Source organism: Sphingobacterium faecium, from assembly GCF_003054045.1.
Classification (GTDB): Bacteria; Bacteroidota; Bacteroidia; order Sphingobacteriales; family Sphingobacteriaceae; genus Sphingobacterium; species Sphingobacterium faecium.
On sequence record NZ_QBKH01000002.1, the window covers coordinates 734,039 to 758,848 of the forward strand.

Consider the following 24,810-nt stretch of genomic DNA (forward strand, 5'->3'; position numbering starts at 1 on the left):
TATTACATTTTATAGAAAAAAAGAAAATGAAAAATTATAAGATATTACTTGCTTCCCTGTTGGGAGCTGCTGGATTATTCGTTTTGAATAGCTGCAGTAAGAAATTTCTGAATGAAGAACAGATTACTATTCCAGATACGGATTATTTTAAGACCGAAAAAGGTCTTGATGATTTGTCCATTGGTGTTTATTCTAAACTGAAGTTTAAGTTTAATTATACATGGGCTATGGGTCTTTTTAATTTGGGTGTTGACGAATTTACGGATGCCAACAATCCCTCGCCAAGTTTCAATAGTTATAGTATGGATCTGAATCCTGCAGAATCAACTTATGGAGGAAGTAATATTGCTCCTGTCTTTGACAATATGTACAGTGGTATTGAATCTGCCAATACGTTGATTCAAAATGTTCCACTTTATTACGATAAGTCCAGTTCTAACTATAATACGCGTTTGGGAGAAGGTTACTTTATGCGTGGTTATTTTTATTTACAATTGCTTGTACAGTTTGGTGCTGTTCCGTTAAAATTGACACCATCTCAGGGAGTTCAAACTTTTTTTAAACGTGCTACAGAAGAAGAGTGTTTTTTACAAATTGTTTCAGATTTGAAACAAGCTTATGATTTACTACCTCCATCTGCGACTGAATTTGGTCGTGTGACCAAATGGGCTGCGGCGCATTACTTATCAAAAGCACAATTAACACGTGCTAGTGAATTATATGCGGGTTGGAATGCTTCATTTGTTGCTGCTGATTTGGATGCGGTTATCAAGTACAGTTCAGAGGTTGTTAATGCACATCCTTTAGTAGATGATTATGTCAAACTTTGGGATTATCAGAGAGCAAATGGTGCCAATGAGAAAGTTTCAGAGGTGGTGTTGTCTGCACAGTTTTCGGACGATCAGGCGACTTGGGGTCGATATGGTAATCAAATGCATCTGTACTACCCTGCTGTTTATCAGGATTTAGCTGGGACATCTCGTGATATATCTGGTGGACGTGAGTTTTCTTATGCCCGAGCTACAAACTACACCATGGATGTATTTGACCGTGTAAACGATTCGCGTTTTTGGAAATCGTTTATCACCATGTATGGTAGTAACAACACTAATGGAGCTCCATTGTGGAACGCTAATAATGCAGCTCTAGGTCCAGCAGGAACCGTGGCAGGAACTAAGAGATTTAAAGGTGGAGAATTGGCGATTAAATATATTGTCAATAACGCAGGGGATGCGCGTTATAAGGCTGTTGCTAGTGATGCAACAGGAGTATTAAAAAATGGTGTGATGCAAAATACGCATACTTTTGTTCGCTATTTTGAGGGGCAGCCTCAGGCATGGGTAGGTGTTCATGGTAATAATGGGTATTTTGGGGTGCAGTCCAGATCGGTCGCCTTATCTAAATTTAGAGATGGCTATCGGATAAATATTGCTTCACAATTTGGAACCCGTGATGCGATCATGGCGCGCTCGGCAGAAGATGTATTGATGGTGGCTGAAGCTTATATCCGTAAGGAAGATTATGTTAATGCAATCCAATGGATAAATAAACTTCGAGCTCGAGCTGGCTATAAAGCTGGTGAAGATCGTGCGAAAAATGTAGATGGTGGACAAGCATACAAAAATAATTCATATGCAGTTGGAAAAGGAGGTGGTTTTTCTGCTGATGGAGCAATTTATTGGGAGAGAAACTCCTACTATGAATCGAATAATGATATGGCTGTATCAACAAGTGAAACAGCTTCTAACCTATTGATTAATTCGGTGAATGATATTTATAATTCTGTTGTTGATAAGCCTATATATGAAAAGATTGGAGCAACTTCCAATGCACAAAAAATGATGAGCTTTTTACTCAATGAACGCACACGTGAGCTTTGTGGTGAACTTTATCGTTGGGAGGATCTGGCTCGTACCAAAACATTGGAATCTCGATGGAAAGCATTTAACGACGGTTTTGTGAGAGGCAATACGGCTTTCAATCCTAGTACCCATTACTATAGACCTATTCCACAATCATTTTTGGATGCAATTACCAATGAGTCAGGAGCTGCACTTTCACCTGCTGAAAAACAAGCTATGCAAAACCCTGGATATTAATAGTGACCATAATCAAGAGACCTATCGATATCAAGATAGGTCTTTTTGTTTTCACCTTTTAAGGTCTAGAGGCATCGCATAGTATCTACTTTTTAAAATTTAAGATATATTCTTTTAAATCTGTGCTCATTAATCGTTATTTTAGGCATTAATCTTAATTATAAAATGACCAATTCAACCTCTCAATTTTTAAAGACACTTGAAATTAGTGATTTTTCAGCTACTCCCAAATATCTACAACTTGCGAATACCATCATTGATGCGGTAAAGAATGAGGTACTCAAGAAGCATGAAATGCTGCCATCCATTAATGAGTGTAGTGCTTATCTTGAAATATCTAGAGATACGGTTGAAAAAGCATATCGCTATTTAAAAAAGAATGAAATTATTGCATCTAATCCTGGTAAAGGATATTATGTCAATAAGATTGATGTTCAATCCAAATGTAAAATTGCATTATTCTTAAATAAACTCAGTGTTCATAAAAAAATAGTTTATGATTCATTTGCCAAAGAACTGGGCGACTTTGCCAATTTGGATTTGTTTGTGTACAATTCAGACCTTTCTTATTTGAAGAATTTGTTAGCAAATCTGACTAAGACCTATGACTATTATGTGCTTTTTCCACATTTTAAAGAAGGACGAGATAAAGCTCCAGAAATTATCCGTCGGATTCCAACGGACAAATTGATGTTATTAGGGAAATTTATCGATGATGTCCCCGGAGACTTTCCCGCTGTTTACGAAAATTATGAGCAAGATATTTACTTAGCATTGGAAGAGGCGAATGAAGCCTTGAGTAAATATAAGATGCTGAAATTGGTGTTCCCCGATTATAGTGATTTTCCAAAAGCTATTATAAAAGGTTTCTATAAATTTTGCCAGCAATATGCTTTTGAGCATGAACTGGTATCCGAACTCAATAAAGAAAAGATAACAGTGGGTACCTGTTACATCAATATCATTGAAGATGACTTGGTCAAATTACTGAATAAGGTATTACAAAAAAAGCTCATCATTGGCCAGGATGTTGGTATCATTTCCTATAATGAAACTCCGCTAAAGAAATTTATATTAAATGGTATCACGACTATATCTACGGATTTTGAAATGATGGGAAGGATGGCGGCAGATCTGATTAAGAATAAATCAAAGGAAAGGGTGGAGGTGCCTTTTCATATTAAAATAAGGGCATCTATCTAAGTTAACCCTTTTTAAATAAAAAAAGCCATGATGGATATCATGGCTTTTTTAGTATGATGATCATCCTCTTATTTTTTTGAAGAGATTGGGTATTGTTTGAATATTCCTTTAACGACTTTAGCAATATTGGTCGTTGCCTTTTCAGGACTATTCACTTCACCTGAACCACGTGCTTGCCATACGACTTTATTTGTTTTACGATCTACGGCTTCTACGATTAAGTGAGCATAACGGTAGCGCTCTTTAGCAACAGGGTAGCTCGCATATCCGTAGTAAGGTGAAAACCAAGGTCTGTACCAGTTCCAAGGACCACCCCACGCATAAGAAGTACCATATACCAAGCGGCTTTTGTTATTGACAATTGTTATATAGCGAAATAACAAATCTGGATTGTCCTTACTATAAGTAAGTCCTTTTGCATTTAGTTCGCTATTACTTGCATCTAAAATATTTGTGCGGGCAATATCATTATCAAAATATGACTTTGATAGTGAGTCTACAGGTGGTAGCCACCCATAAGTACGATATTGTGAGAAGTCAATTTTCTCATCGCGCATCGTATTGTATTGATAAGAGGCGCAAGAAGCAAGAATTAGACTTGCAAATAAGAAATAAATTATTTTTTTCATGACCAATAGGGTTAATTTTCTTTTAATTAGACAAATAGATCTATTAAAGGTTTAATAAAATGTTTAAAAAAATTATTGATAAACGGCAACCAGTGGCATAGAACGACCAGGACCAAAAGCTTTAGGACTTATACGCAAAATGGGAGGGGCTTGAAACCGTTTAAATTCTGCATTATTGACCAATTTGGTGATCCTTTCTACGGTGCTTTCATCAAATCCCAGTGCGATTATTTCTTCCTTTGACTTCTGTTTCTCCATGTATTGAAATAGTATTTGATCGAGTAAGTCATAGGGCGGCAATGAGTCTGAATCTTTTTGGTCAGGTCTCAATTCTGCCGATGGCGCTTTATCAATTGTATTGACAGGAATTATTTCTTGATTGCGGTTGATATAACGGGCAAGGTCATAGGCTTTAGATTTATATACATCCCCGATGACAGAAATGGAGCCCGCCATATCTCCGTACAAAGTGCCATACCCTACAGCAGCCTCACTTTTATTGGATGTGTTCAAAACAATGTGTCCAAATTTATTTGAAATCGCCATCAGCAATGTGCCTCTTGTTCGGGCCTGAATATTTTCTTCTGCTATGCCAGGTTGCTGTCCTTCAAAAAACGGAGCTAAAGTCGTTTCGAAAGCTTGCGTAATATCTTTGATCGGAATAATATGATGTGCACAGTTCGTGTTTTTGACTAGATCTAATGCATCTTGAATGGAGTGGTCGGAAGAATAGATCGATGGAAGTAATATTGCTAATACATTTTCGGCTCCCAATGCTTCGCAAGCAAGTGCCGCTACTAAAGCGGAATCTAAACCACCAGAAAGACCTAATACCGCTTTCTTAAAACCTGATTTACGAAAATAATCGCGAAGTCCTAATAATAGCGCTTCATGGATCAGTGCTATTTCTTGATCTTGAGGTTCGGTATATGTTGTCGTCGATTGTATGGTTTGATTGCTGTAATCTACAATCTGTAAATCTTCTTCGAATTTTTTTAATTCACAACAAATTGCTCCGTTTTCATCAATAGCCAATGACCTTCCATCAAAAATGATATCCATATGAGCGCCAACTTGGTTGACATAAATCAGTGGACGTTTAGCTTTGGCTATCTGCGATCTTAAAACGGCAAGTCGATCTTGATAATGGCTATATGAAAATGGTGAGGCAGCAATGTTGATCAATAGATCGGGGTTTTCTTGGAGTAGCTCCTGCATAGGATCACCTACATATGAATTATTCCCTTGGTCATCATCCCACAAGTCTTCACAGATGGTCAATGCTATTTTTGTATTTTTATACGTCAAACAAGTGAATTGACGATTGGGTTCAAAATAACGATATTCATCAAAAACATCGTAGTCTGGTAAAAGCCCTTTTTTACTGATATGGATAATTTTACCATTTTCCAAACAAACGGCAGCATTATAGAGTGCTTTTCCTTCAGAATCGGTATTAGGTATAGGAGCTCCAATAATGCATAATATATCTTGACAATGTGAGGCAATAACAGTTAACGAATCATGGCAGTTATTTAAAAATGCTGCGTTTTGTAATAGATCTTTTGCCGGATATCCTCCAATTGCTAATTCCGAAAAAACAATAATCTCAGCTTGTTGTGCTTTTGCCTTTTCAATAGCAGCAATAATTTTTGAAGTATTGGAACTGAAATTACCGATATGATAGTTTAACTGTGCTAAAGCTATTTTCATTTTACGATGTTATGTAATGTACTAAACGAATATGAGAGCAAGATAAGAAGTTTTTAGGGTACCTTTTGATCGAATTGTAATTTTTCTATTTTGATTTTGAATAAAAAAGGGATCCTTATCATGATAAAGATCCCTTTTCTATATGTTATCGTTTTGTGTTTATTTAATGTCAACAACTTCAATCATGAAATCTAGTGGCGAGTTTGCTGGTATTTTACCATTAGAGAGATTTCCGTAAGCCCAATATGAAGGTGTGATGATACGGATTTTAGCCCCTTTAGACAAGCCTTTAACGGTTAACCCTCCGATTTTAAGATCTCCAATTTTTTTAGGAAAAAAAGCAATCTGCCAAGCAGGAATATATTGAGTTAGAAATCCGGTCATGCCTTCTTGAGATTGGTTCTGATCAAATACAGTTCCGTCAAGTAGCTGACCTGTATAGCGGACAGAAATTTTTGGAGTTACTGGAACTTTCTTTGTTTCTCCATAAACGATTGAATCTTTTGATTTGTATTCATATGCTCCATCTCCTTCAGCGATCACTTGGTACCAGATTCCAGAATTACTATCTAAAACCGCTACAGGAAGTTTAGCATCTACAAAAGTTTTAATGGCTTGCGCGTCAAGTTCAAATTGCTTGTTTGCATCAAAATAATTATCATCATTTTTGTTGCATGATGCGAATGAGATTACAGCGATCGCTAAAACTAAGAATTGTATCAGTCTATTTTTCATTTTTTAATTTGTTGAAATAATGCTTGTTTAAATATTTTAATTATATATGCTTGTGTTCTTTCTCAAAATAGTCAACTCTTTTATACTCAACTATTATTTTTTCGGATACTAATCAAATATACTGTAATGGCAGTACAAATATTAAAATATTTTAAAAGTTTTACGAAATTGGATGCTATTCATTACAATTTTTTAAATAACGATAAGTTGTTTATCATAAGATCTATAAAACAATAATACACACACAAATTTTCTATGTTTTAGTAAGCGAAATTTTCTTAAGGTAATTTTAACAGATAAAAGCATTCATTTTAATAGGATATCAAAATGAATGCTTTTGGTATTTTAATTAGCACCAACGGCTCCAATACTTTTTAGTTCAATAGTATATACTACTGGAGTGTTTTTTGGAACGGTTACTTTTTCACTTCCTTTCGTATATTCTGTTTGGTCAAAAGTATGGTAAGAAGGTGAAATAAAGGTAATTTTATCGTTCTTTTGTAATCCTTTAGGTAACAATCCGTCAAATCTTTCATCTTTACCTTGAATATTTATAATAGTTGGTACGAATGCATAAATCCATGCTATTCCATAGGTGTCAATAGCTGTACTTATATTTGAATAACTTTTCGGAACTCCATCTGTATTTTTATCAAATACAGTTCCATTCATTAATTCGCCTTTAAAATTTAAGGTTGCTGACCAAGCTGACAACTGTGGACCATAATAACTAATGCTTCCTGTATATTTATAAGGTGTTTCATTTCCGGTAGCTAATTCCACCATGTACCAAATTCCGGTAGAATCAGAATATTTCGCTTTATCTCCCCATTTCGTTTTTGCATATTGCTCTAATAAAGGGGCTTGTATTCTTTTTAATGAATCTCTGCGTACTTTTTCTAATCTTGCTTTTTCAATTTGCTCTCTTTCAGCTTGCTCATAGTCAAAGTTATCTTTGTTACATGATGCAAAAATTAACCCTAAACATAAAAATGCCATTAAAAATTTAGTAATTTTTTTCATAATTTTTTAAATTGTATCTTTTTTTACCACTAAAACGTTGTGTTTTTCGGTTTCGCTACAGCGAGATGTTAAATTATCTTAAAAAATTCGCTAACTCTTTTGGGCTAAGATATTTTTGCTTTATACTTTTTAATCTAAATGTTTTGTCATAACGAAGAATTGTGGGGAAAATCATCTTTTGATTGGTTAACAATATGGATGCTAAAGGATGATATACTCCTGTCTGCTTTTTGAAAGATTGAGGTTTCCATGTATGTTGATCAAAATTAATTTCTTCGACTGATTCAGCATCTAGTTTAATCAGGTAGTAACTATCATTAATCAGTTCAGCGATTTCTTTTTTTGTAAATACCTCTTTTTCCATCTTTCTACAATAGCTACACCAATCAGTATGAATAAAAATGATCGTTTCTCTTGGAGCTACGCTTAATAAAGAATCTAATTGTTGGAAATTAGTCCAAATTATCCGCTCTTGTCCATAATGGCTGAGCGGATAAAGGATAATCATTGTCAATAAAATAATTTGGTTCAAATATTTCATCTTTCTTTAATAAAGAGGATTAGTGAAAATGACCAATTTTAATACCAAAAGTTATTGTACGTGGTTTTGTGGGACCGTAGATATAATTTGAATCACGATTAGCCCCTCGGTCAAAATCTTTTTGGAAGGCATTGAACATATTCTGTACGCCTCCAAATAATTCGAGATTAAAATCTTTGTGAATAGCAAAAGTGTAACCCAATCTTAAATTTAATTCCATAAAATCATGCGTATTTTTAAGTGTCATGATCTCTTGTTGTATATGCGAAATTTTCATATCACCGGTATATACGCCAGTAACATCTACAGCGAATTTCTCTGTTGCTTTCCAATTGGCATTTAAGTAGCCATAAACATTCGGAGTACGTAAAAAATCTTTAGACATGATGGCTTCTTGACCTGGTTTGGCCTCTGCGATCAGTTGTGCCGCTTGGAATCTGGATCGTTGGATTGTTCCTCCTGCTTGTAAACTGAATATACTTGAGGGAGCAATGTTTAGTTCCACGTTGGTTCCAAATACATATGCATCTGTACCGTTTCGCATTTCTTCAATCATGATATCGTTAGATTCGGATTTCAAAACAGTTGTAAAAGGATTATTCAATTGCGTGTAGAAACCTTCCACTAAAAGACTGGTCTGTGTATTTCCAAAGTTTCTGCTTAAATTGAATGAGCCTGTATAGGCATTGGAATATTCCGTTTTTAAATCTTCTCCGATTAATACAAATACCTGTTTTCCACCAATTGAAGTGACGTGCATATCTTCATTAAAGGCTTGTGGAGCACGAAATCCACGTGCATAACCTCCGCGAAACTGAATGTTGTTATTGATATCGTACAAAATCGTTAGACGGGGATTCCATGATCCGAAATTTTTCTGACTACTCCGTTCCACCTGCTGCAATTGATAGTTACCATCCACAAAAATATAGTCATATCGCATACCGATCAATGCTTTAAAAGAGGATAGTGGTTTCCACTCGTATTGTGCATAGGTACCTACTCCTTTTGTTTTTTGGTCAATAATGCGTTGATAACCTGGAATCTGATCATTTGTTTTATTATAATTGAACTCAATACCACCCGTGAATACATCTTCATCAAAATTATTGGTATATTGTGTGCCCGTTACGAACGATACATCGTCGGTATCACCATATGAATTTGCCGCTCTTAAACTATCCGTTGCTGTTGGAGCTTCGCCCAGTCCACCATAAAAGCTTTTACGGGTTGTTTTCTGTCCCGAGGCGTAAACAGATATTTTCTGTTTGTAATCTGACAGATAGTGATCATAGGTGATCCCTCCAATAAGGGAGCTTGTTTCCAGCTGTTCGGTGATAGCTGTAAAATGAGGCGCCTTGTTAAATTGATCTCCTCCTCTTCTAAATTCCTGAATGGTACTAAAATCTACGGTTATTTTATTGACATCGGAAGGTTTGAAAAAAGCTTTAGTACCAAAAGTCGTATTATTTAGTTTTGTGATTTCTGAAAATCCATCTTTATTTTTGTCAAAAGGTTGACGATTACGATGCATACCATAAAAGGTAACACCGGTTTTCAAGTCTTCATCTACATATGAGGTGTTGAAATCTATTGTATTATCCCAGCTGCTGCCACCGATTAAAGAATTGGTGGATTTAATTTGCCAGTCGTTTTCAACAGGATCTTTGGTAATGATATTAATGGTTCCGGCAATTGCATTTGCTCCAAATAGTGCAGAACCACCACTACGAACGACTTCAATACGGTCGATCATACTCGTGGGAAGTTGGTCTAGTCCATATACACTATTTAAAGCGCTGAATACGGAACGACTGTTGATCAAAATTTGTGAATAAGCACCTTCGAGACCGTTGAGGCGAACCTGTGAAAAGCCACAGTTTTGACAGTTGTTTTCGACGCGCACTCCTGGTTGATAGTTTAAAGTCTCAGACATAGCGACAGACTGTGTTGCCTGAAAAAGTTTAGGACCTAAGACTTGTACAATAACCGGAGCTTCTTTTTTACTTACTCCATAGCGGGTGGCGCTGACAACAACTTCATTGAGATGTAGATTGTCCGTATTTAATTTAAATTGTATGGTTGTATCAGAAGGCAGTATCGTTTGTTTTAAGGTTTGGTATCCTATAGCACTTATTTGTATACTTTGTCTGTGGCTGGTAATTTTCTGTAATTCAAAATTTCCGCTTGTATCAGATACTGTTGTATGAGTCCCGTTTTCCAGACTGATGGTTGCTCCTGAAATAGCTTTCCCTTCATGGTTGCTGATTTTTCCTTTTAATGTGTGTTGTGCATAGGTATATATACTGATTAGCATAAAGCAAATCAATAGCTGTATATTTTTCATGAGGATATTTGTCTTTTATAGTTGCAGATTGATCATGAGCTAGGCTATTTATGATACTTGTGTTGCCATATAGCAACACAAGTATCATAAATGTCAATTTGAGCAAGAAGCTCATGATACTTTCACTTTTTTTGTTTAAAATAATTAAGATAGCACAGCTGATCGCGATGTGACTTTCGACTGCACGACGAGTAGCATTCTTCTCAGATTTAGACGAATGCAAAACAGGATGATATTTTAAACTAATGGGGGAGGACCTCGAAGGAAAGCATAGTCGACGACACAATTTGTAAAAAGAGGTGTGTAGACCTGATAACTGTAAACGTGAAAGATAGTTCGAATTGGATCTTCAAAAACTATAAATTCACTTTGAACAAAATTTTGATAATAGACAACATTTAGAAAATCAATTTGATCATCGGATTCTTGCTGTCGGGGTTGATCGTCTGTAAAATCATAAGGGTGATTGTGCATCACAATCTCGCCGTTTGACTTGACTTCTTTGTGCATAAAAATAACACCAGAAATAATGATCAAGCTGATCAATGCAAGTTGCATGGACGCTAAGATCTTTCTGATATTTATTTTATATGACATGTCGCTAATAAAAAAAGCACTCGATTTATACGAGTGCTAAATTATTGAAAATAAACGTAGCTTTCTATTGAAAGTTTATTTTTATCAGATTATTTTATAAGTTGATTGTTATCATCCGGAAAAACTAAGCTTGGAATATGTTTTTTCGCTTCTTCCATTTCCATTTGTGCGTAGGATATGATGATCACAATATCACCTACCTGAACCAGTCTTGCTGCTGCTCCATTTAGACAAATAGTACCAGAAGCTCTTTTGCCAGGAATAACATATGTTTCTAAACGTGCACCATTGTTATTGTTAACGATTTGAACTTTTTCGTTTGCAATAATATTTGCTGCATCCATTAAATCCTCATCAATTGTAATACTACCAACGTAATTCAATTCGGCCTGTGTAACCCGAACACGGTGGATTTTAGATTTCATTACCTCTATAAACATGTGGCAAAGTTAGATTTTTCTTGTAAAAATGTAAAGCTATTAAGTATAATGTGACAATTAATTCAAAATCATATTATCGATTAGGCGCACATCTTCCACTCTGGCGGTAACAAGAGCGACATATTGTTTATTATTTTCAATACCTGTAGCTTCCTGTAAGGTGGTTGTTTCGCAGATGGCTAGATACTCTAAAGCGATACCATCACTAGTTTCTAACTGATTGGTTGCCATTTTTTTCAATTCAGCCAAATCTATTTTCTGAACATTATTCTTAATAAATTGAAGTGTTCTGAACAAGGCCAGCGCCTGTTGCTTTCCCTGTTCAGAAAGGCGCGTATTTCTAGAACTTAGGGCAAGACCATTGTCATCTCTAATGATTGGACAGAGTGCAATGGTGATCGGTAAAGCTTTTTCTTTGATCATCTGTTCAATAACCATCACTTGTTGAAAATCTTTTTGACCGAAACAAGCGATATCAGGTTGAACTAAATTGAATAATTTATATACGACTTGTGTGACTCCTTGAAAATGTCCTGGTCTCATTTTACCTTCCCAGATTTCATCCAATCCTTGGAGGTTGATATGCCATTTTTCATCTTGATCAGGATACATTTCTTCTACTGTAGGTAAAAATAGAATCGTACAATTAGCGGCTTCCAATAAGGCAATATCCTGCTCAATTGGTCTGGGATATTTTTCTAAATCTTTGGGATCGTTGAATTGTGTGGGGTTGACAAAAATACTGCAAACTGTTATATCTGACAACGGTTTAGCGTAATTCAATAACGAGATATGTCCTGCATGTAATGCACCCATTGTTGGGATAAGAGCTATTTTTTGCTGGTTGACTCGCGCTGTTTCCAGGTAATCTTGAAGCTCTTTTTTAGTCTTGAAAATTCTCACTTTTAGAAATTTTAATGCAGGGCAAATGTGAGGAATATATTTGTGAATATAAAACGATGATTTGTAAGGAATTGTATTGTCGGGATATTTTACGTATCTTTGTAGACCGATTTTACTGTTCTAATAAAAATAAAATAAATAAAAACTGGAGATGGCAAAAACGAAGATATTGTTTATAACCCACGAGATGTCGCCTTTCCTCGAATTAACTAAAATTTCTGAAATTACGCGTCAATTGCCACAGGCTATGCAAGAAAAAGGATTTGAAATCCGCATTCTTATGCCTCGTTTTGGTAATATTAATGAGCGTAGAAATAGATTGCATGAGGTGATTCGTTTGTCAGGCTTAAACATTGTGGTGGATAACAATGACAATCCGCTAATCATTAAGGTAGCTTCATTGCCTGCGGCACGTATGCAGGTTTACTTCTTGGATAATGAAGACTATTTTCAGCGGAAAAAAGTTTTTCGTGACGAGAATGGAGAATTTTTTAATGACAACAATGAGCGTTCGGTGTTCTTCTGTAAAGGGGCATTGGAGACGGTTAAAAAATTAGGCTGGTCGCCTGATGTGGTACATTGCCATGGATGGTTTTCAGCATTAGTGCCGGCTTATTTGAAGACGACATATAAAGATGATCCTACTTTTAAGGGAGCCAAAGTGATGTATTCGTTGTATAACGAAGAATTCTCAGGTACTTTAGGAGATAAATACAGAGAGATTGCTCCTGAAGGTGCATTGACAAAAGAGGATGTTGCTACTTATGGTGACGGAAGTTATGTCAACATCTATAAAGGTGCATTGGATTTTACAGATGTAGCTGTTGTAGCTGAGGAAGGTGTTAATCCGGAAATTCTAGCATACGCAAAAGAAAAAGGCGTTCAGGTATTTGAGCCGAATGGTGATGAAGACTATGAAGCTTTTAGTGATTTGTTTGATCAATTCGCTCCTGTAGAAGAAGAGTCAACAGTCTAAAGAAAAAATAGGAAACAAAAAAAAGCGTCTAAGTAATTAGGCGCTTTTTTTTGTTTCCGCTATGAGCAATAAAAATCATGATGTCATTTGTGAGATACCGGATGATAAAAAATGACCAACCTGGTGAGCTTGTTGCAAATTTGTTTTATGATGGAATTTATGGCAGGGATGATCATTTAAAATGTTACCTTAGCTATATTATGAAAATTAAAGTTGGTTTTGGCTTTGATGTCCATCAATTAAAGGAAGGACACCCATTTATAGTAGGTGGAGTTGAATTGGATCATCATGCAGGTGCATTTGGGCACTCTGATGCAGATGTTTTGGTACATGCAATTTGTGACGCATTGTTAGGTGCGGCTAATTTAGAGGATATTGGCTATCATTTTCCCAATACTGATGATCAGTGGAAAGGTATTAACAGTCTGGTTTTATTACAACATTGTATTAAATTGATTGCGGATAAGGGATATACTTTAGGGAATATTGATGCTATGTTATGCTTAGAAGCTCCTAAGATCAAACCCTATATTGGTCAGATGAAAGAAAAAATAGCAGCAGCATCAGGTCTGGATGTTGATGATATTTCCATTAAAGCAACGACCAATGAAACAATGGGTTTTATTGGCAGAGAAGAAGGCGTAGTCGCGTATGCCGTTTGTTTGATTGAAAAAGCTTAACGTTTCTTTTTGTTTTTAAAAAAGAAACATGCGATGATAAAACTGATTGCAGTAAGTATAAATCCGAGATAGAAAGGAGCTCCTGGTAAATAGAGAGCTTCTTTTTTGTCTGTAAAATGAGCAAATAGCCAGCTCATGACCGGTGGGCCTATGATGGCTGTTAAACTGATGATACTTGTCAATCCACCCTGTATCTGCCCTTGCTCATTGGAAGGTGTTTCATTAGAGATGAGACTCTGGATGGCAGGACCGGCTATTCCAGCAAATACATAAGGTACAATAGCCAAAAAAATCAGCCAAGGAGCAAAGGCCAGCCCCATTAATGGCATGGAAATCATATAAAGGCCAGAACCAATTAAAATACTCTTTTCTAAACCAAGTTTGGGAATAATGATGCGAATAAGACCCGCTTGAACGAGGGCAACTAACGCACCAACAAATCCTAAAGATATACCGACCATCCTTTCATCCCATTGATATCTTTCCATGGTATAATAAGACCAGGTACTTTGTACTGCATGCGCTGAAACATTGATTAAAAAAATACAGAAAAAGAGCTGTTTCAAATGAGGATATTTGGCCAATTGTTTGAAAGCACCAACTGGATTGGCATTTTTCCACTTAAATGGTCTCCGATTATCTTTTTGAAGTGATTCAGGAATTAAAAAATAACCATATAAAAAGTTGAGAAAACTTAATATTGCCGCGGCATAAAATGGAATTCTGGCACCATAATGCCCTAATAATCCTCCTAATAATGGTCCTACTATAAATCCTAAACCAAAAGCAGCCCCTAGTAAACCAAAATTTTGAGCTTTCTTTTCCTGTGAACTAATATCGGCGATAAATGCTGCAGCAACGGTGTAACTTGCACCAGTAATACCAGCAATAAATCGACCTATAAATAACCAAAGAATAGTTGGTGCTAGACCCATTAACAAATAGTTGATAGAGAAACCTAACAGTGAAATCAGTAGAATAGGTCTTCTGCCAAATCGATCACTTAAATTGCCCAATACAGAGGCAAAAAAGAACTGTGTCAGTGCATAGCAGAACATGAGTAATCCGCCATAACGAGATGCATCACTCAAGGTTCCTCCAATTAATTCTTCAATTAATTTGGGCATTACTGGGATAATAATACCCAATCCGATGACATCAATTAAAACGGTCAAAAAAATAAAAAATAAACTTTTTGAAGTACTAACAGACATATTTAATGCATTTTGTTTTAATCTCTTAAAATATTAATGACGCGATAATAAAATTAATAATCAGGTTGACGTATCATGGTGATGATGGTCAAGAGATTTGTTTTTAAATCTAAACTAAATTTCTCAAATACCAAGCTTTAATGGTATTCAAAATTGTAAATCGGTAATTTGAATAGTTTGTTTTTATCCTATAGTCTTGTTAAATGGTACGATATGGAATTGAATAGCAACGAATTTGAAAAGATTTCAAGATATCTTATTAGTCGTTAATGATTCTTTTTTAGGTTTTTTTTTACGGATGTTGTTTCGAATGAAGATTCCTCAAAATATTTGTAATATCTTTGTTGTCATGCATATAATCTTTGGCACATTATCTGATGTTGTAGCGAAGAATTATGTTATCATATTTATAACGATCAAATCGAGAAAGAATAAGGTTCAATGAAGAGAGAATCAAAAAAAAACCAACTGCAACCAGAGGACATCAAGCGGTATACACGTAATTTCTGGAAATTTATTATTGGAATAATAGCTTTTGGATTTCTATTTATATTTAGTGTACGCATGGGGTTATTTGGTAAATTGCCATCTTTTAGCGATTTAGAAAATCCTAAAAGCAATTTAGCTTCTGAAGTCATTACTGAAGATAATAAGGTTTTAGGGACCTATTATATTCAGAATAGATCTAATGTAAAATATAGTGAACTATCACCTTATTTAGTGCAGGCACTGATTTCAACAGAGGATAAACGTTTCTATGATCACTCCGGGATTGATTATACGCGAACATTTACGGTTATTTTCCACACATTGACAGGAAATAAACAAGGTGGTAGTACCATTACCCAACAATTGGCGCTCAATTTATTTTCAGATGGCCGGGCTAAAAGTGCTCCTAAACGTATTATCCAAAAATTTCAAGAATGGATTACTGCTGTTCGATTAGAGCGTAATTATACAAAAGAAGAGATTATAACGATGTATTTTAATACGGTAGATTTTGGAGCCTATAATACTTTTGGTATTAAGTCTGCTGCACGTACCTATTTCAATACTACTCCAGATAAACTTACTGCTGATCAAGCAGCATTATTAGTCGGAATGCTTAAAGGTCCTGGTGTTTATTCTCCTGTTCGATATCCTAAAAATGCATTGTCACGTAGAAATACGGTTTTGGACAATATGAATAAAGCTAACTTTATTTCTTTGGAGGAAGAGGCTGCTGCTCAGGCAAAGCCGCTAGGTTTACAGTTGAAAATTGCAAACTATGGCGAAGGTTTAGCCCCTTATTTTCGTGCAGTATTGAAAGAAGAGATCAAAAAGGAGTTTTCAAGACTTTCTATTACCAAATCTGACGGTACTCCTTATGACTTGGATCGCGATGGATTGAAGATTTATACAACGATCAATATGTCGATGCAACAATATGCGGAGGATGCCCAAAAAGAATGGATGAAATCATTGCAAGTAAAATTTAATGCCCAGTGGAAGAGTAGAGATGCATTTAAAGGAGCTAACGTCAAGTTGTTGACTACAGGAATGAGACGTTCCGAACGTTATCGCATATTAAAAGAGAATGGGCTTTCTGAAGATGAAATTAAAAAAGCATTTAAGGAAAAAGTACCGATGTCAATTTTTACTTGGAAAGGTTCTGTTGATACGGTTATGACTCCATTAGATTCAATCCGATATAATAAGTTGATGTTGCGTAATGCCATGATGTCTATGGAACCAAAAACGGGACATATTAAAGCATGGATCGGTGGCATTAATTTTGAACATTATAAATATGATCAAGTAAAAATGGGTACCCGCCAAGTGGGGTCGACTGCAAAACCTTTTACTTATGCTGTTGCAATTGATAACGGATATTCTCCATGTTACAGTATTCCAAATTATCAGCAAACTTATGGTAATTGGACACCAAGGGGAACAGCTGAAGGTGGAAACCCAATAACATTAGCAAATGCGCTAGCGTTGTCTCAAAACTATGCCACGGCATATCTTGTTAATCAGGTAACGCCAGAGGCAGTTGCAGCTTTGACTAAGCGCATGGGGATTACAAGTGATGTTCCTAATTATCCTTCCATTTCACTTGGAGCTTATGAAGCTTCTGTATTTGATATGGTAGGCGCTTATTCTGCTTTTGTGAATCACGGTACTTGGATAGAGCCAAATGCAATTTTAAGAATTGAAGATAAAAATGGCACACCTATTTATGAAAAGGCTCCTAAAGTGGTCAAAGCATTAAATAGTGAATCTGCTTACATTATCGTGGATATGTTAAAGTCTGTCGTTTCGAAAGGTACTGCTAGAAGAATTCAGTGGAAATATCATTTAACCAATCCGATTGGAGGAAAGACAGGTACTACAAATGATAACTCAGATGCTTGGTTTATCGGAATAACACCTGAATTGGTTTCGGGTGTATGGACTGGTGCTGAGGATCGGGGTATTAGTTTTGCGAATATGCAGGATGGGCAGGGTGCAGCGGCGGCTATGCCGGTATTTGCATTGTATATGCAGAAGATCTATGCTGATAAGAACTTGAATTATACAAAGGGAGATTTTGAACTTCCTGAAGGAGGATTGACTCGGGTGGTCGATTGCTCCAAATATTGGAGTGGGGGCGGAAGCGCGGGTAGTGATAGTACGGGCTCTGAATCAAATTTAAATGATGATCGATTAGGTTTTTAAATTATATTAAATATAGGTATATAGCCAGGTAATAGAGTTTTTCGAAATTTGTTATCTGGCTTATTTTATTGGAGATGAACGTGTTTGATTATAAAGAAGAGCTCAAAAGAATTCCACATAAACCGGGTGTTTATCAGTATTTTGATAAGCAGGATATATTGATTTATATCGGTAAGGCCAAAGATCTCAGAAATCGGGTAGGCTCTTATTTTGTAAATGAAACGCAACACAACGGTAAAACAAGGGTATTAGTGCGTCAGATCAACCGTATTGCTTTTACGATTGTAGATACAGAGATTGATGCTTGGTTGCTGGAGAATTCATTGATTAAGAAGCATAAGCCTAAGTATAATGTATTATTAAAAGATGATAAGACCTATCCGTGGATCGTTATTAAAAATGAGCGTTTTCCTCGAGTTTTTTGGACACGCAAGCATATTAAAGATGGTTCCCGCTATTATGGCCCTTATGCGTCTATAGGGATGATGCACATCGTGCTGGATGTCATCCGGGATTTATTCCCGTTACGTACTTGTAATCTGGCATTAACTCAAGAGAATATTGCTCGAGGTAAATTTAAGATTTGTCTCGAATATCAGATTGGAAATTGTAAAGGACCGTGTGAGGGTTATCAGTCTGAAGAGGATTATGACCAAAATCTGAGCGATATAAAAGATATTTTGAATGGTAAAATTTCGGTTGTCACCAATCGGATTAAAGAGCAAATGCAAACAGCTGTTTCAGAAATGAATTTTGAAAAAGCACATGCTTACAAGATGAAATTGGACAAATTGGATTTTTATCAAAGTAAATCCACCGTTGTCAATTCATCAATCACGAATGTAGATGTCTTCAGCATTGCATCGGACGAGAGCTATGCTTTTGTCAATTACTTAAAAGTAATGAATGGTGTTATCATCCAGACACAGACCGTTGAGATGAAACGGCGGCTGGATGAGACCGAACAAGAACTTCTAGCTTTGGCTATTCCTGAAATTCGAGATCGATTCAAAAGTTTATCAAGAGAGATCATCGTTCCTTTTGAATTGGATATTCAAGAAAATGATCAAATTAAATTTACAGTTCCAAAATTAGGCGAGAAGAGAAAATTATTGGATCTATCGCTGAAGAATGTGGCTTTTTTTAAGAAAGAACGCTTGTTGCATTATGAGAAACTAAATCCTGATGTAAGAGTTGATCGTATCTTGACGCAGATGAAGAAAGATCTGCGGTTGAATGTGTTGCCCCAACATATCGAATGTTTTGATAATTCCAATATACAGGGTAGTTATCCTGTATCGGCCATAGTGGTATTTAAAGATGCAAAACCATCAAAAAAAGATTATCGACACTTCAATGTGAAGACAGTGGTGGGTCCTAATGATTTCGCTACAATGGAAGAGGCAGTATATAGGCGATATAAGCGTGTTTTAGAGGAAGCAACAGGATTGCCTCAGTTGATCATTATTGATGGTGGTAAGGGGCAGTTAAGCGCTGCAATGAAAAGCTTAAAGTTATTGGGGATAGAGAAACAGGTGACTGTCATTGGCATTGCCAAAAGATTAGAGGAATTGTATTATCCAGGTGATCAATATCCCCTATATTTGGATAAAAAATCGGAAACACTAAAAATTATACAACACCTTCGTGATGAAGCCCATCGATTCGGAATCACTTTCCATAGGAACCAACGTAGTCGAAAGACTTTTGTTTCTGAATTGGAGGATATCCCTGGAATAGGAAAAACTACAGTGGAGAAACTATTGACAACTTTTAAGTCTGTAAAAAAGATTAAAGAGGCGCCAGAAGAAGAGTTGAAAAAATTATTAAACCTCAAACAGTTGCATGCTCTTTTAACTTATTTTAATCGCATTGATCAGAACTAAAATTTACAATTAAGAAGAAAAGCCTCTAAAATTTAGAGGCTTTTCTTCTTAATCGTAATTGATCAAAAAAATAATCCTGATTTAGTCGTCGTAACCGAATCTTTTTAAGTAATTCTTTTTACTTCTCCAATCTGGGATTACCTTAACAAAAACTTCTAAGAATACTTTTTTGCCAATAAATTCTTCAATATCTTGACGAGCATAAGTACCCACTTTTTTAATCATGGAACCTCCTGTACCGATGATAATATTCTTTTGGGAATCGCGTTCTACGATGATCTCTGCGGCAATACGTGTGATCTTTGGTTCTTCTTTATAAGAAGTGACAATGACCTCAGAACTGTACGGAATTTCTTTGTCATACAGTTTGAATATTTTTTCACGAATCATTTCCGAAACAAAGAAGCGCATCGACTTATCTGTTAATTCATCTTTCTCATAGTAAGGGGCATGTACAGGAAGTTTTTCCTTGATATAGTCCATGACACCAGTTACATTGTGATTAAGAAGTGCTGATACAGCAAAAATAACTTCCGGATTGATCGTTTCTTTCCAGAATTCTACTTTAGCCATCACTTCTGCTTCGTTAGATTTATCAATTTTATTAATCAGAACGGCTACTGGAGAACTTGTTTTTTTCAATTTCTCGATAACATCATTTTCATCATATTTTTCATTGATATCTGTAACAAATAAAATAATGTCCGCATCGATTAGCGATCCTTGGACAAAATTCATCATTGATTCTTGTAGCGAATAGTTTGGTTTGATGATACCTGGTGTGTCTGAAAAGACAATTTGGTGCTCCTCATCATTCACTATTCCAATAATGCGGTGTCTTGTTGTTTGAGCTTTAGGAGTGATGATAGACATCTTTTCACCCACTAAAGCGTTCATTAGCGTAGACTTACCTGCATTAGGTTTACCGATGATGCTTACGAATCCTGCTTTATGCGACATTTTTTTTAATTTAATTAGGATTACAAAGAAACAAAATATATCTTTGTGCTCCAATTCGGAGGTAAAGATATCTTGCTTTTTTGTATTTAAAAGTAAGATTGACCAAAAAATATATTGCGGGATGGAGCAGTTGGTAGCTCGTCGGGCTCATAACCCGAAGGTCATCAGTTCGAGTCTGATTCCCGCTACTAAAGAGTCCGTTGAAAGACACAGACTCCAAAATATTAAAAATACATTGCGGGATGGAGCAGTTGGTAGCTCGTCGGGCTCATAACCCGAAGGTCATCAGTTCGAGTCTGATTCCCGCTACTAAAGGGTCCGTTGGAAGACACGGACTCCAAAATATTAAAAATACATTGCGGGATGGAGCAGTTGGTAGCTCGTCGGGCTCATAACCCGAAGGTCATCAGTTCGAGTCTGATTCCCGCTACTAAAGAGTCCGTTGGAAGACACGGACTCCAAAATATTAAAAATACATTGCGGGATGGAGCAGTTGGTAGCTCGTCGGGCTCATAACCCGAAGGTCATCAGTTCGAGTCTGATTCCCGCTACTACAAGAGTCTGTTGAAAGACACAGACTCCAAAATATTAAAAATACATTGCGGGATGGAGCAGTTGGTAGCTCGTCGGGCTCATAACCCGAAGGTCATCAGTTCGAGTCTGATTCCCGCTACTTAAAAGAACCCCTTAGTCGAAAGCTAAGGGGTTTCTTTTTGCCTCCTTTTTAATTCGAAATTTTTCAAATCTACGATCTTGTATTCCTTATTTGTTACAATATAATTCCGAGTTAATTTTTCCTTCATATATCTTTTTTTGCTTAAATAATTTTCAAAATAAGCTGTTGATTTTTAGTAATTTATCAAAATAACATTGATTTTATTGCCATAATTTATACTTGCCTACTGAAGTTGTTTAAACAATATGTGCAATCGATTGTTCGATTTTCTAGCTTTTTTATTTGATTATATAGGATTAATATTGTGTTTACAAATGTTAAACATTTGGCTTAAATACATTGAAAAAAATCATTATTTACATTTATTATATTAACCTATGAAAAGAAAAGCGATCTTACTTTCTTGTGCTTTATCTTTAGTTATGAGTGCAACTTTTGCACAGAAGATTAAAGTAAAAGGTAGTGTTACAGATGACAAAGGAAATAAGTTGTCAGGTGTAACTATTACAGAGAAAGGTACGAGCAATGCTACGGCAACCAACCCCAGTGGAGGATTCGAATTGAATGCTGAAACAGGCAAAACACTTATTTTTAATATTGTAGGTTACGAACCTAAAGAAGTGGTTTATACGGGTGGAGATTTGAATATTTCATTAAATTCTTCCAATACGGCGTTAGATGAAGTTGTCGTGGTTGCTTTTGGTACACAAAAGAAAGCTAACCTTACAGGTTCTGTAGCAACAATTACTCCTAAGCAATTGGCTGATAGGCCAGTTACGTCATTGCAGAATGCTTTACAAGGTATATCTCCAGGTATAACCGTATTGAGCAGACCTGGAGAGGTCGGAAAATCTTCCAGTGGTACATCATCTAATACGGGAAGTATTACGGTGCGTGGTAGAACGAATCTAGGTTCCCCATCACCGATGTTTATCATCGATGGAATTCCAGCAACTAGTGCTGAATTTTCAGCATTAAGTCCAAATGATATCAATAGCATGTCGGTACTTAAAGATGCAGCTTCCGCATCATTATATGGTTCAAGAGCAGCAAATGGCGTTATTTTGGTAACAACTAAGCGTGGAGGTGGAGATCGTGCCGTGATTGGTTTTAATGCAAATTACGGATTTCAAAGTGCGACCTATCTACCGGAATACGCTGATGCTGTAGGTTATGCAGAATTGTACAATAAGGCGATGGTAAATGCTGGTAAAGCACCCACATTTAAACAAGATGTGATTGATAAATTTAAAAATCAAACTGATCCAGATTATTATCCTAATAATGATTGGTATAAAGAGGTTTTAAGAGGTTCCGCTCCTCAGCGTGATTTTGGATTGAACGTAAATGCTCCGGGAAAAATTACCAACTATTATCTTGGATTAAACTATTTTGATCAACAGTCTTTAGTACCAGGTCGTAAACAAGATCGTATCAACATGAAATTGAATACCAATACTACGGTAATTAAGGATTTGTTAACGTTTAATACCAATGTTTCATTTTTGAAACAAGATTACGATCGTAATGGTAGCGCGATCAGTTGGGTCGAAATGGGTAGAGCACTTCCTTTTACTTCGATACGTCAATCAGATGGTTCATGGGGATCGATTTCAAATGGGGCAGCTAATGCGACAATTGCTAAAAACAATCAGCTGCGCGCCATTACAGAAGGTGGAAAAGGAAATAATCGAGACAATTATTTGCAAATGGCTGCTAATGCATCTTTGACGCCGCTTGAAGGTTTATCTATCGATGGAGCTATCTCTTTGAAATATACCAATACCAATTCTTTTGATTTTATCAATCGTACAGATCCTGTTATCAATTTCATTACGAAACAACCCATGGCTTCTACGGTGAATGCAATCAATGAACTAAAAGAGTTTTGGGGCAAACGTCAGGAGCTTATGCTGCAAGGAACAATTAATTATGAACGTAGGTTTGGTGACCATTATGCGAAAGCAACGGTTGGAGCTTCTGAGGAGTCAAATGTCTACAGAGAAGCATTTCTAGGTAGACAAAATTTCGTTAATAATGATGCTTCTACTATTATTAACGGTAGCTCTGGCGAAATCAGTAAAGATGATAAAGGTTTAGCCAATCGTACGACACAAGATGAGTGGGCATTGCGTTCCTTCTTTGGTCGATTTAATTATTCGTACAAAGATAAGTACTTATTGGAAGCAAACGTCAGAATGGACTATTCTTCTCGATTTGCTCCAGAGATTAGAAAAGCTACTTTTCCATCATTCTCAGCAGGCTGGAATATCAATAAAGAATCTTTTATGGAAGATGTTGAGTGGATTGACTTATTAAAATTAAGGGGATCTTACGGAACATTGGGAAATCAAGATGCTGTTGCAATAGGCAATTATTATAATCTTTTGGATCGTTATTCTGCCTATAGTTTTGATGGTGTAGCAGTTGATGGATTAGAACAACAATATGGTGCCAATAGACTTGCGCTTTGGGAGAAAGTAACCATGTCCAATGTTGGATTAGATGCCACTTTTTTAGGTGGGAAATTTAATTTAGTAGCCGATTACTTTGTTAAGAAATCTGATGATGTGCTCTTGCGACCTGCGACTTTGTCTACATCTGGATTTGATAAAGACCATACACCATTTTATAATCAAGGGACTACGCAAAATAAAGGAATTGAGATCGCATTGACGTATAATGGTAAAATCGGTGAGGAGTTTACGTATTCTGTATCGGGAAATATTTCGAAGATAAAAAATACCATACTTTCGCTCGGTGATGTGAATGAGATTACAGAGGGCTACTATATCAATCGGGTAGGCGGATCTGTAGGTGATTACTATGGTTATAAGTCTGATGGCTTGTTTACTAATCCAGAAGAACTTAAAGCGGTTAATTATGAAGCAATGGGAGGTACGCCAAAGTTAGGGGATATCAAATATGTCGATATTAATGGTGATAATAAAATTGATGCAGAGGATCGTACGATCTTAGGTAATGATGTTCCTTGGTTTAATTATGGTTTTAATTTCAGAGCGGCCTATAAAAATTTCGATCTCGATGTGTTGACTTATGGGGTTGGTGGAGTGAAAACTTATTTGGACAACGAGGCCTCTTTTCCTTTCTTCAATGGAGCTAATATTAAGAAGAACTGGGCAAATGGCTGGTCTGAAGAGAATAATGTAGCAGATGCTCCATTTCCGAGAATCACATTGACAGGTGATGCACCCCATAATTATAAAACATCAGATTTTTGGTTGTTTAGTGGCAACTATTTCAGAATCCGTGCGATTACGGTCGGCTATACATTTCCTAAAGAAATGTTGAGTAATATCAAAATGTCTCAATTGCGCTTCTTTGCGTCTTCGAATAATCCATTTACTATTATGGCGGATAAGCGTCTGGGCGATTTTGATCCTGAAACAGGTTCGGGAAGAGCAAGTTATCCGGGTGTGAAAACAATTTCTGTTGGGTTAACCGCTAAATTTTAATTTTTAATAGAAAAA

The 24,810-nt window shown here is 36.2% G+C and carries 18 protein-coding genes and 5 tRNA genes; 12 read left to right on the forward strand and 11 right to left on the reverse strand.

Going from position 1 to position 24,810, the window contains the following annotated elements; all coding sequences use genetic code 11:
- Nucleotides 1–26: 26 nt before the first annotated feature.
- Together C8N37_RS07315 and C8N37_RS07320 are read left to right on the forward strand one after the other, a co-directional pair.
- Nucleotides 27–2,099: a RagB/SusD family nutrient uptake outer membrane protein gene (locus C8N37_RS07315; protein ID WP_108158282.1), complete on the forward strand. Its 2,073-nt coding sequence runs from the start codon at nucleotides 27–29 to the stop codon at nucleotides 2,097–2,099.
- Between the two features lie 165 nt (nucleotides 2,100–2,264).
- Nucleotides 2,265–3,302, forward strand: coding sequence for a GntR family transcriptional regulator (locus C8N37_RS07320; protein ID WP_108158283.1), 1,038 nt, complete (start codon nucleotides 2,265–2,267; stop codon nucleotides 3,300–3,302).
- 68 nt (nucleotides 3,303–3,370) lie between these two features.
- Here the strand turns inward: C8N37_RS07320 and C8N37_RS07325 are convergent, their stop codons facing one another.
- From C8N37_RS07325 to panC, 9 genes are all read right to left on the reverse strand, one after another.
- Nucleotides 3,371–3,931, reverse strand: a complete 561-nt coding sequence (locus C8N37_RS07325) for a DUF4136 domain-containing protein (RefSeq protein ID WP_108158284.1) — start codon at nucleotides 3,929–3,931, stop codon at nucleotides 3,371–3,373.
- A gap of 72 nt (nucleotides 3,932–4,003) precedes the next feature.
- Entirely contained in the window at nucleotides 4,004–5,644 is a 1,641-nt protein-coding gene (locus tag C8N37_RS07330; protein ID WP_108158285.1) for an NAD+ synthase, read from the reverse strand.
- 159 nt (nucleotides 5,645–5,803) lie between these two features.
- Nucleotides 5,804–6,379: an FKBP-type peptidyl-prolyl cis-trans isomerase gene (locus C8N37_RS07335; protein ID WP_108158286.1), complete on the reverse strand. Its 576-nt coding sequence runs from the start codon at nucleotides 6,377–6,379 to the stop codon at nucleotides 5,804–5,806.
- Between the two features lie 345 nt (nucleotides 6,380–6,724).
- Nucleotides 6,725–7,402: an FKBP-type peptidyl-prolyl cis-trans isomerase gene (locus C8N37_RS07340; RefSeq protein WP_108158287.1), complete on the reverse strand. Its 678-nt coding sequence runs from the start codon at nucleotides 7,400–7,402 to the stop codon at nucleotides 6,725–6,727.
- Between the two features lie 73 nt (nucleotides 7,403–7,475).
- On the reverse strand, nucleotides 7,476–7,943 hold the full coding sequence (locus C8N37_RS07345; protein ID WP_108158288.1) for a thioredoxin family protein: 468 nt from the start codon (nucleotides 7,941–7,943) through the stop codon (nucleotides 7,476–7,478).
- Nucleotides 7,944–7,962: 19 nt separating this feature from the next.
- Nucleotides 7,963–10,290, reverse strand: coding sequence for a TonB-dependent receptor (locus C8N37_RS07350; RefSeq protein ID WP_108158289.1), 2,328 nt, complete (start codon nucleotides 10,288–10,290; stop codon nucleotides 7,963–7,965).
- A gap of 237 nt (nucleotides 10,291–10,527) precedes the next feature.
- Nucleotides 10,528–10,887, reverse strand: a complete 360-nt coding sequence (locus tag C8N37_RS07355) for a hypothetical protein (RefSeq protein WP_108158290.1) — start codon at nucleotides 10,885–10,887, stop codon at nucleotides 10,528–10,530.
- 89 nt (nucleotides 10,888–10,976) lie between these two features.
- A complete protein-coding gene (panD, locus tag C8N37_RS07360) occupies nucleotides 10,977–11,327 on the reverse strand; it encodes an aspartate 1-decarboxylase (RefSeq protein WP_094773256.1) in 351 nt (116 codons plus the stop codon).
- A gap of 57 nt (nucleotides 11,328–11,384) precedes the next feature.
- Entirely contained in the window at nucleotides 11,385–12,230 is an 846-nt protein-coding gene (gene panC / locus C8N37_RS07365; RefSeq protein WP_108158291.1) for a pantoate--beta-alanine ligase, read from the reverse strand.
- Between the two features lie 151 nt (nucleotides 12,231–12,381).
- On the opposite strand from panC, the gene C8N37_RS07370 reads away from it, so the two are divergent.
- Both C8N37_RS07370 and ispF read left to right on the forward strand, forming a co-directional pair.
- Complete coding sequence (locus C8N37_RS07370) at nucleotides 12,382–13,206, forward strand: glycogen/starch synthase (protein WP_108158292.1); 825 nt, start codon at nucleotides 12,382–12,384, stop codon at nucleotides 13,204–13,206.
- Nucleotides 13,207–13,406: 200 nt separating this feature from the next.
- Complete coding sequence (gene ispF / locus C8N37_RS07375) at nucleotides 13,407–13,886, forward strand: 2-C-methyl-D-erythritol 2,4-cyclodiphosphate synthase (protein WP_108158441.1); 480 nt, start codon at nucleotides 13,407–13,409, stop codon at nucleotides 13,884–13,886.
- Here ispF and C8N37_RS07380 read toward each other — a convergent pair.
- On the reverse strand, nucleotides 13,883–15,100 hold the full coding sequence (locus tag C8N37_RS07380; protein WP_108158293.1) for a TCR/Tet family MFS transporter: 1,218 nt from the start codon (nucleotides 15,098–15,100) through the stop codon (nucleotides 13,883–13,885). The two genes, ispF and C8N37_RS07380, sit on opposite strands and share 4 nt — an antisense overlap.
- 441 nt (nucleotides 15,101–15,541) lie before the next feature.
- Here C8N37_RS07380 and C8N37_RS07385 point away from each other — a divergent pair, with 441 nt between their 5' ends.
- Nucleotides 15,542–17,797 (forward strand): transglycosylase domain-containing protein, encoded by a 2,256-nt coding sequence (locus C8N37_RS07385; protein WP_108158294.1) that lies wholly within the window; start codon nucleotides 15,542–15,544, stop codon nucleotides 17,795–17,797.
- A 74-nt stretch (nucleotides 17,798–17,871) separates the two neighbouring features.
- Nucleotides 17,872–19,683, forward strand: a complete 1,812-nt coding sequence (uvrC, locus tag C8N37_RS07390; protein ID WP_108158295.1) for an excinuclease ABC subunit UvrC — start codon at nucleotides 17,872–17,874, stop codon at nucleotides 19,681–19,683.
- An 81-nt stretch (nucleotides 19,684–19,764) separates the two neighbouring features.
- On the opposite strand, the gene era is transcribed toward uvrC, so the two are convergent.
- Nucleotides 19,765–20,643: a GTPase Era gene (gene era / locus C8N37_RS07395; RefSeq protein ID WP_045756147.1), complete on the reverse strand. Its 879-nt coding sequence runs from the start codon at nucleotides 20,641–20,643 to the stop codon at nucleotides 19,765–19,767.
- Nucleotides 20,644–20,758: 115 nt separating this feature from the next.
- Between era and C8N37_RS07400 the strand changes: the two genes are divergently transcribed.
- The 6 genes from C8N37_RS07400 to C8N37_RS07425 all read left to right on the forward strand — a co-directional run bounded on the left by C8N37_RS07400 (nucleotide 20,759) and on the right by C8N37_RS07425 (nucleotide 24,795).
- Nucleotides 20,759–20,831 (forward strand) — tRNA-Met (locus tag C8N37_RS07400).
- A gap of 48 nt (nucleotides 20,832–20,879) precedes the next feature.
- A tRNA-Met gene (locus tag C8N37_RS07405) sits at nucleotides 20,880–20,952 on the forward strand.
- A gap of 48 nt (nucleotides 20,953–21,000) precedes the next feature.
- Nucleotides 21,001–21,073: transfer RNA gene (locus C8N37_RS07410), tRNA-Met, on the forward strand.
- 48 nt (nucleotides 21,074–21,121) lie between these two features.
- Nucleotides 21,122–21,194: transfer RNA gene (locus C8N37_RS07415), tRNA-Met, on the forward strand.
- 49 nt (nucleotides 21,195–21,243) lie between these two features.
- Nucleotides 21,244–21,316, forward strand: a tRNA-Met gene (locus C8N37_RS07420).
- A 380-nt stretch (nucleotides 21,317–21,696) separates the two neighbouring features.
- Nucleotides 21,697–24,795, forward strand: a complete 3,099-nt coding sequence (locus C8N37_RS07425) for a SusC/RagA family TonB-linked outer membrane protein (protein WP_108158296.1) — start codon at nucleotides 21,697–21,699, stop codon at nucleotides 24,793–24,795.
- Nucleotides 24,796–24,810 lie beyond the last annotated feature (15 nt).

Coding starts and splice junctions, on each gene's coding strand:
- C8N37_RS07385 (WP_108158294.1), top strand. CDS start 15,542: ATGAAGAGAGAATCAAAAAAAAACCAACTGCAACCAGAGGACATCAAG.
- C8N37_RS07320 (WP_108158283.1), top strand. CDS start 2,265: ATGACCAATTCAACCTCTCAATTTTTAAAGACACTTGAAATTAGTGAT.
- C8N37_RS07345 (WP_108158288.1), bottom strand. CDS start 7,943: ATGAAATATTTGAACCAAATTATTTTATTGACAATGATTATCCTTTAT.
- C8N37_RS07380 (WP_108158293.1), bottom strand. CDS start 15,100: ATGTCTGTTAGTACTTCAAAAAGTTTATTTTTTATTTTTTTGACCGTT.
- C8N37_RS07315 (WP_108158282.1), top strand. CDS start 27: ATGAAAAATTATAAGATATTACTTGCTTCCCTGTTGGGAGCTGCTGGA.
- C8N37_RS07370 (WP_108158292.1), top strand. CDS start 12,382: ATGGCAAAAACGAAGATATTGTTTATAACCCACGAGATGTCGCCTTTC.
- panD (WP_094773256.1), bottom strand. CDS start 11,327: ATGTTTATAGAGGTAATGAAATCTAAAATCCACCGTGTTCGGGTTACA.
- C8N37_RS07330 (WP_108158285.1), bottom strand. CDS start 5,644: ATGAAAATAGCTTTAGCACAGTTAAACTATCATATCGGTAATTTCAGT.
- ispF (WP_108158441.1), top strand. CDS start 13,407: ATGAAAATTAAAGTTGGTTTTGGCTTTGATGTCCATCAATTAAAGGAA.
- era (WP_045756147.1), bottom strand. CDS start 20,643: ATGTCGCATAAAGCAGGATTCGTAAGCATCATCGGTAAACCTAATGCA.
- uvrC (WP_108158295.1), top strand. CDS start 17,872: ATGAACGTGTTTGATTATAAAGAAGAGCTCAAAAGAATTCCACATAAA.
- C8N37_RS07355 (WP_108158290.1), bottom strand. CDS start 10,887: ATGTCATATAAAATAAATATCAGAAAGATCTTAGCGTCCATGCAACTT.
- C8N37_RS07325 (WP_108158284.1), bottom strand. CDS start 3,931: ATGAAAAAAATAATTTATTTCTTATTTGCAAGTCTAATTCTTGCTTCT.
- C8N37_RS07335 (WP_108158286.1), bottom strand. CDS start 6,379: ATGAAAAATAGACTGATACAATTCTTAGTTTTAGCGATCGCTGTAATC.
- C8N37_RS07350 (WP_108158289.1), bottom strand. CDS start 10,290: ATGAAAAATATACAGCTATTGATTTGCTTTATGCTAATCAGTATATAT.
- C8N37_RS07425 (WP_108158296.1), top strand. CDS start 21,697: ATGAAAAGAAAAGCGATCTTACTTTCTTGTGCTTTATCTTTAGTTATG.
- C8N37_RS07340 (WP_108158287.1), bottom strand. CDS start 7,402: ATGAAAAAAATTACTAAATTTTTAATGGCATTTTTATGTTTAGGGTTA.